Source organism: Streptomyces sp. NPDC006296 (assembly GCF_040613235.1).
Lineage (GTDB): Bacteria > Actinomycetota > Actinomycetes > Streptomycetales > Streptomycetaceae > Streptomyces.
This window is the reverse complement of record NZ_JBEXRT010000011.1, coordinates 81,707-94,996: the sequence shown is the minus strand read 5'-3', so window position 1 is coordinate 94,996 and position 13,290 is coordinate 81,707. Positions and strand designations below refer to the sequence as shown.

Annotated in this window: 13 protein-coding genes and 1 pseudogene; 8 read left to right on the top strand and 6 right to left on the bottom strand. The window is 73.0% G+C overall.

Annotated features, from left to right (window positions below; genetic code table 11):
• The first annotated feature begins 82 nt into the window (after nucleotides 1-82).
• Entirely contained in the window at nucleotides 83-1,243 is a 1,161-nt protein-coding gene (locus ABZ172_RS10530; protein WP_356882315.1) for a serine/threonine-protein kinase, read from the top strand.
• A gap of 33 nt (nucleotides 1,244-1,276) precedes the next feature.
• On the opposite strand, the gene ABZ172_RS10525 is transcribed toward ABZ172_RS10530, so the two are convergent.
• Nucleotides 1,277-2,086, bottom strand: coding sequence for an SGNH/GDSL hydrolase family protein (locus tag ABZ172_RS10525; protein WP_356882313.1), 810 nt, complete (start codon nucleotides 2,084-2,086; stop codon nucleotides 1,277-1,279).
• A 278-nt stretch (nucleotides 2,087-2,364) separates the two neighbouring features.
• Here ABZ172_RS10525 and ABZ172_RS10520 point away from each other — a divergent pair, with 278 nt between their 5' ends.
• Complete coding sequence (locus tag ABZ172_RS10520; protein ID WP_356882311.1) at nucleotides 2,365-3,459, top strand: DUF5925 domain-containing protein; 1,095 nt, start codon at nucleotides 2,365-2,367, stop codon at nucleotides 3,457-3,459.
• 235 nt (nucleotides 3,460-3,694) lie between these two features.
• On the opposite strand, the gene ABZ172_RS10515 is transcribed toward ABZ172_RS10520, so the two are convergent.
• A complete protein-coding gene (locus ABZ172_RS10515; RefSeq protein ID WP_356882309.1) occupies nucleotides 3,695-4,069 on the bottom strand; it encodes a GntR family transcriptional regulator in 375 nt (124 codons plus the stop codon).
• 93 nt (nucleotides 4,070-4,162) lie between these two features.
• Here ABZ172_RS10515 and ABZ172_RS10510 point away from each other — a divergent pair, with 93 nt between their 5' ends.
• The 3 genes from ABZ172_RS10510 (at nucleotide 4,163) to ABZ172_RS10500 (ending at nucleotide 6,222) form a co-directional block, all read left to right on the top strand.
• The gene (locus tag ABZ172_RS10510; RefSeq protein WP_356882307.1) at nucleotides 4,163-5,083 is read left to right on the top strand and encodes a GNAT family N-acetyltransferase; all 921 of its coding nucleotides are present in this window, start codon (nucleotides 4,163-4,165) and stop codon (nucleotides 5,081-5,083) included.
• The gene (locus tag ABZ172_RS10505) at nucleotides 5,064-5,564 is read left to right on the top strand and encodes a DUF402 domain-containing protein (RefSeq protein ID WP_356882304.1); all 501 of its coding nucleotides are present in this window, start codon (nucleotides 5,064-5,066) and stop codon (nucleotides 5,562-5,564) included. Before ABZ172_RS10510 ends, ABZ172_RS10505 begins: the two co-directional genes overlap by 20 nt.
• 211 nt (nucleotides 5,565-5,775) lie before the next feature.
• The gene (locus tag ABZ172_RS10500) at nucleotides 5,776-6,222 is read left to right on the top strand and encodes an NUDIX domain-containing protein (protein ID WP_356882302.1); all 447 of its coding nucleotides are present in this window, start codon (nucleotides 5,776-5,778) and stop codon (nucleotides 6,220-6,222) included.
• Nucleotides 6,223-6,268: 46 nt separating this feature from the next.
• Here the strand turns inward: ABZ172_RS10500 and ABZ172_RS10495 are convergent.
• From ABZ172_RS10495 to ABZ172_RS10480, 4 genes and pseudogenes are all read right to left on the bottom strand, one after another.
• Nucleotides 6,269-6,454: pseudogene (locus ABZ172_RS10495) on the bottom strand (class I SAM-dependent methyltransferase); the annotation flags it as partial.
• Nucleotides 6,455-6,487: 33 nt separating this feature from the next.
• Nucleotides 6,488-7,975, bottom strand: a complete 1,488-nt coding sequence (locus ABZ172_RS10490; protein ID WP_356882300.1) for a tripartite tricarboxylate transporter permease — start codon at nucleotides 7,973-7,975, stop codon at nucleotides 6,488-6,490.
• Between the two features lie 3 nt (nucleotides 7,976-7,978).
• Nucleotides 7,979-8,509: a tripartite tricarboxylate transporter TctB family protein gene (locus tag ABZ172_RS10485; protein WP_356882298.1), complete on the bottom strand. Its 531-nt coding sequence runs from the start codon at nucleotides 8,507-8,509 to the stop codon at nucleotides 7,979-7,981.
• The gene (locus ABZ172_RS10480) at nucleotides 8,506-9,489 is read right to left on the bottom strand and encodes a tripartite tricarboxylate transporter substrate binding protein (RefSeq protein ID WP_356882296.1); all 984 of its coding nucleotides are present in this window, start codon (nucleotides 9,487-9,489) and stop codon (nucleotides 8,506-8,508) included. The genes ABZ172_RS10485 and ABZ172_RS10480 overlap by 4 nt, the downstream gene beginning before the upstream one ends.
• A gap of 132 nt (nucleotides 9,490-9,621) precedes the next feature.
• Between ABZ172_RS10480 and ABZ172_RS10475 the strand changes: the two genes are divergently transcribed.
• The 3 genes from ABZ172_RS10475 (at nucleotide 9,622) to ABZ172_RS10465 (ending at nucleotide 13,265) form a co-directional block, all read left to right on the top strand.
• Entirely contained in the window at nucleotides 9,622-10,320 is a 699-nt protein-coding gene (locus tag ABZ172_RS10475) for a response regulator (RefSeq protein WP_356882294.1), read from the top strand.
• Between the two features lie 124 nt (nucleotides 10,321-10,444).
• On the top strand, nucleotides 10,445-12,019 hold the full coding sequence (locus ABZ172_RS10470; protein ID WP_356882292.1) for an alkaline phosphatase D family protein: 1,575 nt from the start codon (nucleotides 10,445-10,447) through the stop codon (nucleotides 12,017-12,019).
• Nucleotides 12,020-12,230: 211 nt separating this feature from the next.
• Nucleotides 12,231-13,265: a lytic polysaccharide monooxygenase gene (locus ABZ172_RS10465; RefSeq protein WP_356882290.1), complete on the top strand. Its 1,035-nt coding sequence runs from the start codon at nucleotides 12,231-12,233 to the stop codon at nucleotides 13,263-13,265.
• Nucleotides 13,266-13,290: the final 25 nt, after the last annotated feature.

The following is a 13,290-nucleotide window of genomic DNA, read 5'->3' as shown; positions in this document are numbered from 1 at the left end:
ATCCTGTCGGTCCGCGGGCGGATCGGGTTAGCGTGGAGGTGATTCGCCCGTGCCGCGCGAGACTGCTGATGGAGGGTCACCGATGAGCCAAGTCCCCGACACCGGAAGGGTGATCGCGGATCGCTACCGCCTTCTGGACCCGCTGGGCGAGGGCGCGGTGGGCACCGTGTGGCGCGCCCGTGACGAGGTGCTGGGGCGCGAGGTGGCCGTCAAGGAGGTGCGGGTACCCCCAGGCCTCTCCGCCGACGAGGCCGGGCGGCTGCTCTCCCGGCTGGAGGACGAGGCCCGCACGGCGTCCCGGGTCACCCACCGCAACGTGGTCACGGTCCACGACGTGGTCACCGAGGACTCCCGGCCCTGGATCGTGATGGAGGTGGTCCGCGGGCTCGTCCTGTCCGACGTCCTGGACGCCGACGGTCCGCTGTCCCCCCGGCGCGCGGCCCGGATCGGCGCGGAGGTGCTCGCGGCGCTGCGCGGCGGCCACGAGGCCGGTGCGGTGCACCGTGACGTGCGGCCGGGGAACGTCATGCTGGCCAACGACGGCCGGGTGATGCTCAAGGACTTCGGCATCACCGCGGACCGGGGCGCTCCCGCGGCCACCGTGGCGGGTGAGCCGATCACCTCGCCGGAGTACGCCGCACCCGAGCGCGCGCTGGGGCGCACGCCGGGGCCCGAATCCGATCTCTGGTCGCTGGGAGTGCTTCTGTACACCGCGGCCGAGGGCCGCTCCCCCTTCCGCCGGGACACCCCTGCGGAGAGCCTGCGCGCGGTGGGCGACGCGGAGCCGCCGCCGCTCCAGCGGGCCGGAGCACTGGGGCCCGTCATCGAGGGACTGCTGCGCAGGGACCCGGCCGAGCGGCTGGCCGCCGCGGAGGCGGAGCGCCGGCTGCGGATCCTGGCGGCGGGCGGCACCGGCTCGGCTCCCGTCACTCCCTCCCCGCCGTCCCCGGCGGACGAGACGGACGGCACGGACGAGGCGGACACCACCACGGCCGCGGATGCCGCGGATCGGACCGGGCGCACCGGCGTCCTGGTGGCCGTGGTGGCGGTGTTCGTCCTGCTCCTCGCCGGCGGGCTGGTGTGGGCGCTGACGGGTGACGACGAACCGGGCCGGAAGAACGGCGGCGCGGCGGTGACGGACCGGTCGGCGGGTCCGCCCCCGGAGGTGCGGGCGGGCCCCGCCCCGGCGCACGGGAAGGGGGCCCCGCAGGACGGAGCCCCCTCCTCGTCGGCGCGGGGCTGAGCCGCCGCGCCGCGTGCGCCGTACGGGTACCGGTCAGGCCTTCGCGCTGAAGACGGGCAGATAGCCGCCCGACTGCCCGGCGGCGGTGGGGTGGTAGGACTCACCGATGTTGAGCCAGTTCACGCTGTGCAGCCAGGCGCTGCTCGAACAGATCTCGTGCCCGGTGAAGGCCGGGGTGACGTCGCCGAAGGTGAAGCCGTGGTCGGCCGCGCGCTTGGCCGTGGCGGCGTTGAGGTAGTCGGCGGCGCCGTTGATGGCGGAGCGCTCGTTCTCGCTGAGACCGGCGATGCAGCTGCCGCTGAGCTTGTAGAAGCGGGGGTAGCCGAGGACGACGACACGGGCCGAGGGTGCCTTGGCGCTGATCGCCGTGTACACGGAGTCGAGCCTGCCGGGGAGGGTGGAGTCCACGAAGGCGCGGGCGGTGGCGATCCGGCTCAGACAGGTGGCCTCCGACTGCAGGACGCAGGTGGTCATGACATCGGCGAACCCGGCGTCGTTGCCGCCGATGGAGATCGACACGAGGTCGGTGCCGGAGTTGAGCGGACCGAGCTGGCCGGCCGTGACGTTTCCGGTCGTGGCGCCCGAGCACGCGGTGAAGGCGAAGGAGGCGGGGTTGTTGGCCGCCTTCCAGAGCACGGGGTAGGCGCGGGTACTGCGCTTGCAGTCACCGCTCGCGCTGTCGTAGCTTCCGGCGCCGACGCCCGACGCGTACGAGTCCCCCAGGGCGACGTAGTCGACGGCGGCGACGGACTCCTGTGCCTGCGCGACGCCCACGCCGGTCAGCGCGAGGACGGTGCCGAGCAGGAGAGAGGACGAGAACGCCACGAGTCTGGACATTTTCATGGAACCTCCTTGGGCAGGATCTCTGCCTACTCCGTGGTAGCAGTCCGGACCTGAATTCCGGAAGTGTTCATGCCAAAATGCTGGAACCAGCCGTCCGGGCCGACTCCTGTCGGCGCGTCAGCCGGAAACGGGCGATCAGCCGCATCCGTGGACACATCCCCTGTCCGTCAACGTCCCTGAGCGGAAGGGCCGACGGGCCGACGCGGACCCCCGCCGACCCCGGGGCGGCTCCTGAAACCCGGGTGCACGGGGCGGCGCCGTGCCGGATCATGGGCGCCATGTCTGCCAACCCCGAAACCGCCCTGCCGATCCGGCTGAACATGGACGACAGCGACGGGCCGTCCGACGTCGTGGACGCGCTGTTCCTGGGCCGCTTCGCGACGGGCGAGCAGCCGCACTCGCAGAGCTCCTCCCTGGACCGGGTCAGACCGGGGGCGACCCTGCTCCCCGCCGCGGCCGAGGTGCTGAGGTCGGCCCAGGACGACGACCGCAGCGCGACGCTGGCCGAGGGCGACGGCTGGACGATGCTGGTGTCCCGGTGGAACAGGGGCGCCGACGTGACGGTCACCGCGACCTCCCCCGAGCTGGCGCGGAAGATCCTCTCCGAGGCGACGGACGGCGCCCGGGACGAGCCGGAGCCGCAGCCCGAGAACGTGCCGATGGGCTTCTGGTACGTCTCGCCGCGCCGTGGCCCGCACCGCACCACCCGGCAGATCACCGCCGGCAGCTGGGACGAGGTCCGGCCCAACTACACGGCTCCGGTGGCCGACGCGATGGACCGCCTGATGAAGGTGACCCCCGACGACATCTCCGGACGGCTCCTGCTGCTGCACGGCCCGCCGGGCACCGGCAAGACCTCGGCGCTGCGCACCCTGGCCCGGTCCTGGCGCGACTGGTGCCAGGTGGACTGCGTGCTGGACCCGGAGCGGCTGTTCAACGACGTCGGCTATCTGATGGACATCGCCATCGGGGAGGACGACGGTTCGTCGAAGGGCCGCTGGCGGCTGCTGCTGCTGGAGGACTGCGACGAGCTGATCCGCGGCGAGGCCAAGCACACGGCGGGGCAGGCGCTGTCCCGGCTGCTGAACCTGACCGACGGTCTGCTGGGCCAGGGGCGCAACGTGCTGGTGGGGGTGACGACCAACGAGGACCTGGAGCGGCTGCATCCGGCCGTCGTCAGGCCGGGCCGCTGCCTGGCCCGCATCGAGGTGGGGGCGCTGACCCGCGCGGAGTCGGTGTCCTGGCTGGGCACGGAGGAGGGGATCGGCCGCGAGGGCGCGACGCTCGCCGAGCTGTTCGCCCTGCGCCGGGGCAGCGGTCCCGCGTCCGTGCCGAAGCAGGACGCGAGGGCGGACGCCGGTCTGTACCTCTGAGACCGGCACGCGCCGCCGAGACCCGGCGCGTTCCCGGGGGCCGCGGCGTGTCCCCGAGACCTCGGCACGGCTCCGGAACCGCGGCGGCACCCCGGGACCGCGGCCGGATGCCGTGGCTGCCGTGGTGCGCCCGCAGTGCCTCCGTGGCGGGCCCGCCCCGGCTGCCGTCGTGCACTCGCCCCGGCTGCCGTCCTCGCGCCCGCCGGGGAGGACGGGCCGGCCTCCTGCCGTGCTCCTACCGCGCGTAGGCGGCGCGCACCGCGTCCTCGGCGCGGGCGAGCGCGTCGGCCTGCGACAGGCCGAGGCGCCGGGCCTGTTCGGCGTATTCCTGCGCCGCCGTCGCCGCGTGGCGGACCGCCGCGTCGCCCGCCGCGGCGACGAACGTGCCGTTGCGGCCCCGGGTCTCGATCACCCCGTCGGTCTCCAGGGCGCGGTAGGCCTTGGCCACCGTGTTGGCGGCGAGGCCGAGTTCCCCGGCGAGACCGCGCACGGTCGGGAGGCGGTGGCCGACGGGCAGGTCCCCGGAGCGGGCCTGTGCGGACAGCTGGGCGCGCAGCTGCTCGTACGGGGCGGTGGCGGAGTCCGGGTCAACGACGATCTTCAGGGTCACGCACCGATTGTCTCCCACCGAGGGGCCGGATCACCGGGCGTGCCGCCGGAAATTCGGAGGCGCACGGACCGGGGTCCGCACTAGCGTCCGGGCATGACCGTACGCGTGCGTGACTTCGTGCCCTCCGACGCGGAGGCCTGGGTGCGGGTGCGGCGTGCCGCCCTGCCCTTCATGGTGACGACCCCGGAACAGGTCCTGCGCGACCTGGCCGACGCCCGTCCGGAACGGCACTACCGGCTGCTGGTCGCCGAGGACGACGGCGAGGTGATCGGGACGGCGCAGGCGGGGATCTCCCACGAGAGCCCGAAGCCCGGCCAGGGCTTCTGCAACCCGTACGTCCATCCGGACCGGAGGGGCCGGGGCGCGGGGTCGCTGCTCCTGCGGGCCGGTGAGGAGCACCTGGCCGCGGCGGGCGCGACCGCCGTCTACTCCTGGGTGCTCGACGAGCCGGCCCACCGCGCGTTCGCCGGGAAGCGCGGCTACACGGCGCGCCGGTCCGCGCACTTCCTCCGCCTCGGCCTGGCGGAGGGCACGCTGCCGCCGCTCCAGGACCTCCCCGCCGGGGTCCGGCTGCTCACCGCGGCGGACTTCGAGGACGATCCGCGCCCGCTGTTCGAGGCGGACGCGGAGACGACCGCGGACGAACCGAGCGACGTCCCGGTGCAGTTCTCCGACTACGAGGACTGGCTGGCGACGACCTGGCGGCGGCCCGGCTTCGACCACGCGCTCACCACGGTCGTGACGGTGGACGGCCGGGTCGCCGCGTTCAGCGCGGCGGAGACCGACGGCCTGACCCGCTACTCGTCGGCCATGACCGGCACCCTGCGCGCCTTCCGGGGCAGGGGGCTGGCGAAGCTGGCCAAGAACAGCTCCCTGCACCGGGCCCGCGCCGCCGGGTACACGGACGCCTTCACCGGAAACGACGCCGGCAACGGCCCGATGCTGGCGGTCAACCGCTGGTTCGGCTACGAGATCTGTGCCACGGAGGTGCGCCATGTCCGCGCGATCGGCTGATGCCGGGACCGCTCTGACGGTGGCCCTGGTCAAGGAGGGCCGGGTGAAGATCCGCTACCCGGCCGAGCAGGTCGCCGACGACGGCGACCGGATCACCGTCCGGGCCCCCTGGGCCGCCCCGGGTGCCCGGGACTTCGGCTTCGTACGGTTCGAGCCCGGGGACGTCCTCACCGAGCACTACTGGCGGGACCGGTGGTACGCGGTGAAGGAGGTACGCACCGGAGCCGGGGAGCTGAAGGGCTGGTACTGCGACGTCACCCGGCCCGCCGTGCTGCGGGAGGGTGAACTCCTCGTCGAGGACCTGGACCTGGACCTGTGGGTGTCGGCCGACGGTGCGTCGGTCCTGCGGCTGGACGAGGACGAGTTCGAGGAGAGCGGTCTGGCCGGCCGCGACGCCCCGGCGGCGGAGGCCGCCCTCCGGGCCCTGGACGAGCTGGAGCACCTGGCCCGCACGGGTGGGCTGACGGCCCTGCTCACCTGAGGAGGACACGCGGGCCCGGCGCCGTGCCCGGCCGCGAGGTCCTGCTCTACGAGGCTGCGGCACAGACCCTGATGACAGCCCGTGTGAAGGTGCTCGTCGTGAACACCGGTGAAGCCACCCCATCGGAGGTCGCTGCCACAATCGCCGACGCGATCCCCGATTCGCCGATAGCGTCGGCTGCTTCACCGCAGTCGACACCATCCCAGGAACCATGACCCCGGAACCACTCGCAGAACCCGTCATCGACACCCACGTCATCCTGCGTGAGGGCGACAAGCTGCTGTTCTCCCGCCGCGGCGGACCGTACGGCTACGGCCGCTGGCACATGCCCTCGGGCAAGCTCGATCGGGGCGAGGCCCTGCGATCCGGGGCCGCCCGGGAGCTCCTGGAGGAGACCGGCGTGAGGGTGGCCCCCGAACACCTGCGGATGGTGCACGTGGTCCACCACCGGCAGAGTACGGAGATCGAGCGTATCGGCTTCTTCTTCGAGGCCACCCGGTGGAGCGGGGAGCCGGTCAACAGGGAACCCGAGAAGTGCCTCGGTCTGGAGTGGTTCAGCGTCCACGAGCTGCCGGACGACATCATCGAGTACCCGGAGAAAGGGCTGCTCGCATATCTGGAGGGGGACCGGGCGCTCACCGAACACGGCTGGGAGTAGCTGACGGCAGGGGGTGGCACCCGGCAGGGTGGGTTGTCGTGCTGACCTGGCCGGCGACGAGCAGGGACAGGCTGCCCGTGCCGCAGCCGAGGTCGAGGACCGCGGAGGGTGCGGTGGGCAGCCAGGTCTCCATCCGCCGGGCCCAGGCGTCGCGGACCGCCGGGTCGCGGAGTCCGTGGTCGGGTTCCTCGTCGAAGGAGCCGGCGGCGGCGTCCCAGTCGATCGTCGTCATGACCGCATCCTCGCAGCCGCCGCCGACAGTCCCTCACTCCTTGGTGCGGGGCAGTGCCTTCCGCACCAGCGGCCAGGCGAGGATGAGCACGACGACGGCGTAGACGGTCACCGAGAACGGGGTGTCGACCAGGCCCGTGACGCTGCCGTCGCTGATCTGGAGGGCGCGCCGCAGCTGCTGTTCGGCGGACGGTCCGAGGATGACGGCGATGATCGCGGGGAGCACCGGCAGTCCGTACCGCCGCATTCCGAAGCCGATCAGTCCGATGACCAGCAGGATCACCAGGTCGACGGCCTCCCCGCCGACCGCGTAGGCGCCGATGGCGGCGAAGAAGAGGATGCCCGCGTAGAGGTAGGGGCGCGGGATCCGCAGGAGCTTCGCCCAGAGCGGCGCCAGCGGCAGGTTCAGGGCGAGCAGCAGCACCATGCCGACGAACAGCGAGGCGATCAGGCCCCAGACCAGCTCGGGTTCGCGCTCGAACAGCAGCGGACCGGGCTGGATGCCGTACTGCTGGAAGGCGGCCAGCATGACGGCGGCGACGGCCGTGGTGGGCAGGCCGAGCGTGAGCATGGAGACGAGGGTGCCCGCCGCGGACGCGGAGGCCGCCGACTCCGGTCCGGCGACGCCCTCGATGGCGCCCTTGCCGAACTCGTCGCGGTGCTTGGACAGCCGCTTCTCGGTGACGTACGCGAGGAAGGTGGGGATCTCCGCTCCGCCGGCCGGGATCGCGCCGAACGGGAAGCCGATGAAGGGCCCGCGCAGCCAGGACTTCCAGGTGCGCCGGACGTCCTGGCGGCCCAGCCAGGGACGGCCGACGGGGATCGGCTTGCCCGTGGAACGGCGCAGGTGCGCGGCGACCCAGAGGGCCTCCCCGATGGCGAAGAGCCCGACGGCGACGATCACCACGTCGATGCCGTCGGCCAGTTGGAGCGAGCCGAAGGTCAGGCGCTGCTGGCCGGTCATCTGGTCGAGGCCGACGAGCCCGATGGTCAGGCCGATGAGGAGGGAGGCGAGACCGCGGATGCGTGAGGAGCCGAGGACGGAGGTGACGGCGATGAAGGCCAGCACCATGATGGCGAAGTAGTCGGGTGCGCCGATGTCGACGGCGAGCGAGGCGACGGTGGGGGCGAGGACGACCAGCAGGATCGTGCCGATCATGCCCCCGGCGAAGTGGCCGATGGCGGCGGCGGCGAGCGCCTGTGCGCCGCGCCCGGCCTTCGCCATCGGGTTGCCCTCGATCGCGGCGACGACCGCGGCGCTCTCCCCCGGGGTGTTCAGGAGGATCGAGGTGGTGGAGCCGCCGAACATCGCGCCGTAGTAGATCCCGGCGAACATGATGAACGCGCCCGTCGGTTCGAGTCCGTACGTCACCGGCAGCAGGAGCGCCACGGCCATGGCGGGGCCGATGCCGGGGAGCACGCCGATCGCCGTGCCGAGCAGGACGCCGAGTGCGGCCCAGAGGAGGTTGACCGGCGTGAGCGCCGTGCCGAAGCCGTCGATGAGGGAGTTGAGGGAATCCATCGGTCAGAGCACCCCCATCAGCGGGCCGCCCGGGAGGGGCACCCCGAGCAGGTCGTCGAAGACGAAGTAGGTGAGCAGGGAGAGTACGGCCGCGATGAGCGGGTCGCGGTCGAGGTGGCGGCTGCCGAGGGCGTAGGCCGAGCCCCAGAAGAGCAGGGCGCCGGACACCGGGAAGCCGAGCGGGCCGATGAGGGCGGCGAAGGCGAGGAAGACACCGGTGAGCAGGGCGACGGTGCGCAGGTCCGCGGGTTCGCCGAGGTCGACGTCCTCGCCGCCCTCCGCCTCGCCGCGTCCGCCGCGCAGGACGTCGACGGCCAGCAGCACGGCGACGGCCAGCAGTCCGGTGCCGACGGCGACGGGGACGGTCTTCGGTCCGACGGGCCCGCGCTGGGTGATGTCCACGCTCATCGTGAGGGCGTCGGTCAGGACGAGCACGCCCAGCACGAACAGCAGGACGCAGACGCCGAGTTCGGAGTGCTCGCGCAGCCAGGAGCGCAGACCGGCGGGCCGGGGGGTCGTGCTGTCGCCGGTCACAGTCCCAGCTCCCTGAGGACGGTGGCGACGCGTCGGTCCTGGGCGTCCAGGAAGTCGCCGAACGCGTCGCCGGTGAGGAAGGCGTCGTCCCAGCCGTTGCGTTCCATGGACGCGCGCCACTGCTTCGAGCCGTGGAGTTCGCTCACCAGCCCGACGAGCTTGTCGCGCTCGGAGTCGGAGAGCCCGGGCGGGGCGACGATGCCGCGCCAGTTGGTGAAGTCGGTGTCCAGGCCGGCCTCGCGGAGGGTCGGGGCGTCGAGGCCCGGGACCCGCTCCGGTCCGGTGACGGCGAGCAGGCGCAGCTCACCGGCCTCGATCTGGTCGAGGTACTCACCGACGCCGGAGACGCCGAAGCCGACCTTGTTGCCGAGAATGGAGGCGAGCAGTTCGCCGCCGCCGTCGAAGGGCACGTAGTTGACCTGTTTGGGGGCGATGCCTGCGGCCTTCGCCATCAGCATCGGCGCCAGGTGGTCGGGGCCGCCGGGCGAGGAGCCGCCGCCGACCGGGATCTTGCCGGGGTCCTTCTTCCAGGCGGTGAGCAGCTGGTCGATCGACCTGTACGGGGAGTCCTTGGCGACGACGACGATGTCCTGCTCCTCGGTGAGCCGGGCGATCGGGGTGGTGTCGGCCAGTGTCCTGGGCGCCTTGTTGGTGCGCACCGCGCCGACGACGCCGAGGCCCATGGACATCGCGAGCTTGCCGTTGCCGTGTTCGGCGACCAGCCGGGTCAGGCCGACGGTGCCGCCCGCGCCGGGCAGGTTGAACACCTCGATGCCGTGGGTGAGTCCGGCGTCCTCGGCGTTCTTCGCCGCGGTGCGCGCCGTGATGTCGTAGCCGCCGCCGGGTGTGTTGGGAACCATGAAGCGCAGTCCGGGGATCTGCGTGCCGGTGTCGGTACCGCTGCCGGTGGAGAGCAGCGGTGGCCCGAGGAACACCAGCAGCGCAGCCCCGAACAGGGCGAGTGGAGTGCGCAGTCGCACCGGGTGCCGCCTTTCGAGCCGGGTGGGGACGGGTGTGAGGTGGCCCACATGTTGCCTGCGCGTTAACGAGCTGTCGCCGTTCCGGAATCAATGGACGTTGTGGTCGTTGTGGTCGCGCCCTAGCGTGTCGGCGTGACGAAAGTGCTGGTGGTGGACGACGACTTCATGGTCGCGAAGCTGCACGGCCGGTATGTGTCCGCCGTGGACGGCTTCACGGTCGTCGGTGTGGCCCACACGGGCGCCGAGGCCCTGCGCGCGGCCCGCCGGCTGCGTCCCGACCTGGTCCTGCTCGACGTCTTCCTCCCCGACATGGACGGGATCCAGGTGCTGCGGGAGCTGCGGGCGGCGGAGGAGCGCGGCGGGGACACCCGCAGCGCGGACGTCCTCTTCATCACGGCGGCGCGGGACGCCGGGGTGGTCAGGGCGGCCCTGCGGGCGGGCGCCCTGCACTATCTGATCAAGCCGTTCCACCGCTCGGCCCTCCAGGAGCAGTTGCAGCACGTGGCCTCGCTGCGGCACCGCCTGGACGCCTTGGACGAGGCCCGTCAGGAGGCCCGCCAGGAGGACGTGGACCGTATCTTCGGCACGCGTCCCCCCGGTTCCCGCGAACTGCCCAAGGGCCTGGCGGTGCGCACGGCGGATCTGGTCGAACGCGTCCTGCGGGAGCATCCGGCGGGGCTGTCGGCCTCCGAGTGCGCCGCGGCGGGCGCCCTGTCCCGGGTCAGCGCACGCCGCTACCTCGAGTACTTCGCGGAGACGGGGCGGGCCGAGGTGTCCCTCCGGTACGGCGGGACGGGGCGGCCCGAGCGCCGCTACCGCGCGGTGTCCTGAGTGCCCGGACGTGCGGCCGTCCTGTTCACGTGACGCTCGGCCTCCGGCCATATGTTGCGCGTGGGCATGACATTACTGCCCGGCAGCGTGTCCCAGGTTGGCGCAGATCGACCGAGGAGGACCCGTGTTCGCGCATTCCGTGTCCCGCAGGAAGATGTTCGGATTCGGCGGGGCGACGGCCGCCGCGCTGATGCTCGGGACGGGGGCGTGGGAGGCCCAGTCCGCGTTCGCCGCGCCTCCGCTGAAGGGCGACCCGTTCACCCTGGGGGTCGCCTCGGGCGACCCGACGTCGGACGGTGTCGTGCTCTGGACCCGCCTGGCCCCCGACCCCTTCGCCGAGGACGGTCTCGGCGGGATGCCGGCGAAGCCGGTCCGCGTCCACTACGAGGTGGCGCTCGACGAGCGGTTCCGCCGGGTCGCGCGCCGCGGCAGCGTCGTCGCCACTCCCGCGCTCGCGCACTCCGTCCACCCCGAGGTGCGCGGTCTCGCCCCCGACCGCACGTACTGGTTCCGCTTCAGGGCCGGCACCGCGGTCTCCCCGGTGGGGCGCACCCGCACCACACCGGCGCCGGGGGACTCCCCGCGTGAGCTGAAGTTCGCCTTCGCGTCCTGCCAGGCCTGGCAGGACGGCTACTTCACGGCGTACGACCACATGGCGCGGGAGGACCTGGACCTGGTCGTCCACCTCGGCGACTACCTCTACGAGTCCGGTGTGAAGACCAACAAGCGCGGTGTCACCACCGACCCGAAGTTCCACACCGAGACGGTCGACCTCGCGCGCTACCGCCTCCAGTACGGCCTCTACAAGTCCGAGGCACCGCTGCGCGAGGCGCACGCCGCCTTCCCGTGGATCATGACGTTCGACGACCACGAGGTGGAGAACAACTGGGCGGGCGAGACCTCCGAGAACGACGAGGACCCGAAGACCTTCCTGCTGCGCCGGGCCGCCGCCTTCCAGGCCCTGTACGAGCACGCGCCGCTGCGCCGCACCCAGCTGCCGAACGGCCCGGACGTGCAGATGTACCGCCGGCTCCCCTACGGGCGGCTCGCCGACTTCACGATGCTCGACACCCGCCAGTACCGCGACGACCAGGCCTGCGGCGACGGCAGCTCCGCCGACTGCGCCGAACGCTTCGACGCGGACCGCAGCCTGCTGGGGGCCCGGCAGCGCGCCTGGGTCCACACGGGCTTCAGCCGCTCGCAGGCGCGCTGGCAGATCCTCGGCAACCAGGCGCCGATGGGCCAGACCGACCAGGACCCGGGTCCCGGCACGACGGTCTGGACCGACCCCTGGGACGGGTACGTCGCCGAACGCAACCGGCTGCTCGCGGAGGCGGGCACCCGCGGGGTGCGGAACCTGGTCGTCATCACGGGCGACCGCCACCAGAACTACGCCTGGGACCTCAAGCGCGACTACACCGACCCGGAATCGGCGACCGTGGGCTCGGAGTTCGTCGGCACCTCGGTCACCAGCGGCGGCGACGGCGCCGACATGACGGCCCAGGGCGAGACGTTCCTGGCGGCGAACCCGCACATGAAGTTCTTCAACAACCAGCGCGGCTACGTGCGTGTCACGGTGGACCGCGAGCGGTGGACGAGCGACTTCCGGGTCCTGTCCCACGTGACGAAGCCGGACGCCCCGATCAGCACACGCGCGAGCGTGGTCGTGGAGGACGGCACCCCGGGCGTCCAGATCTGACACCGCCCCGCCCGGAGCCGCCGGAGCCGGGGTCCGGCGGCTCCGGGCGGTGCTTCCTGAGCCCTCCCCTAACCTCTCCTTAAGCGCGCCATAACGATCCCCACCTGCGCCTTCTCCCGCCCGGATCCGCCTCCGGAGGCGGCTAGCTTGCTGATCACCAGACCTGGTCACCAGCAGCCAACAGCCGTGCCGCCGAAGGAGAACCATCACCATGGCCGTCATCACCCCCACCCGCCGCAGGCTCGCCGGAGGCCTCGTCGCGCTCGGCGTCGCGCCGCTCGTGCTGACCGGACTCGCCGCCGCTCCGGCCGCCGCCCACGGTTCGCTGAGCGACCCGGTCAGCCGGGTCTCGGCCTGTTTCGCGGAGGGACCGGAGAACCCGCGGTCCGCGGCGTGCAAGGCGGCGGTGGCGGCCGGCGGCACCCAGGCGCTGTACGACTGGAACGGCGTCAACATCGCCAACGCGGCGGGCAAGCACCGTGAGCTGATCCCGGACGGCAAGCTGTGCAGCGCGGGCAACGAGAAGTTCACGGGGCTCGACCTGCCGCGCGCCGACTGGCCGGCCACGCCGGTGCAGGCGGGCAGCCGCACCTTCACGTTCCGGGCGACCGCCCCGCACAAGGGCTCGTTCGAGCTGTACCTGACCAAGGAGGGCTACGACCCGTCGCAGCCGCTGAAGTGGTCGGACCTCCGGGAGAAGCCGTTCGCCACGGCCACGGACCCGGCGCTGACGGACGGGTCGTACGTCTTCGAGGGCACGCTGCCGCAGGCGTCCGGACGGCAGCTGATCTACACGGTCTGGCAGCGGTCCGACTCCCCCGAGGCCTTCTACGCCTGCTCCGACGTGACGTTCGGCGGCGGGAGCTCCGGGGACGGCGGCGCGGAGGCGGCCCCGGCGCCGGCCGCATCCGCCCCGTCCGAGGCGGAGATCGACGAGGGCGCGGACAAGTCGTCCGTCGAGCACCACGGACACGGCGACGACGACGCGTCGACCGGTGCCCGGGTCACCGAGGCGGCCCCGGCGGCCGGGGAAGCCGGGACCCGGGGGGCCAACGCGCCCGAGCCGAACGGCGTCTCCACGGCCCCCGCGGGCGGGGCGCCCGCGGACGTGGCCCTCGCCGAGACCGGCGGCAGCGACAGCACCCCGTATCTCGCGATGGGCGGAGCCGCCGCGCTGGCGCTCGGTGCGGGCGCCCTGTTCCTCTCGGTCCGCCGCCGGTCCGCGGGCGGCGCGCACCGCGCCTGACCCGGTGACCGCCGGGCCCCCGGGA

What these genes read in the sequence shown, in the direction of transcription:
- ABZ172_RS10530 (WP_356882315.1), top strand. Translation starts at nt 83, where the DNA reads ATGAGCCAAGTCCCCGACACCGGAAGGGTGATCGCGGATCGCTACCGC.
- ABZ172_RS10525 (WP_356882313.1), bottom strand. Translation starts at nt 2,086, where the DNA reads ATGAAAATGTCCAGACTCGTGGCGTTCTCGTCCTCTCTCCTGCTCGGC.
- ABZ172_RS10520 (WP_356882311.1), top strand. Translation starts at nt 2,365, where the DNA reads ATGTCTGCCAACCCCGAAACCGCCCTGCCGATCCGGCTGAACATGGAC.
- ABZ172_RS10510 (WP_356882307.1), top strand. Translation starts at nt 4,163, where the DNA reads ATGACCGTACGCGTGCGTGACTTCGTGCCCTCCGACGCGGAGGCCTGG.
- ABZ172_RS10505 (WP_356882304.1), top strand. Translation starts at nt 5,064, where the DNA reads ATGTCCGCGCGATCGGCTGATGCCGGGACCGCTCTGACGGTGGCCCTG.
- ABZ172_RS10500 (WP_356882302.1), top strand. Translation starts at nt 5,776, where the DNA reads ATGACCCCGGAACCACTCGCAGAACCCGTCATCGACACCCACGTCATC.
- ABZ172_RS10490 (WP_356882300.1), bottom strand. Translation starts at nt 7,975, where the DNA reads ATGGATTCCCTCAACTCCCTCATCGACGGCTTCGGCACGGCGCTCACG.
- ABZ172_RS10465 (WP_356882290.1), top strand. Translation starts at nt 12,231, where the DNA reads ATGGCCGTCATCACCCCCACCCGCCGCAGGCTCGCCGGAGGCCTCGTC.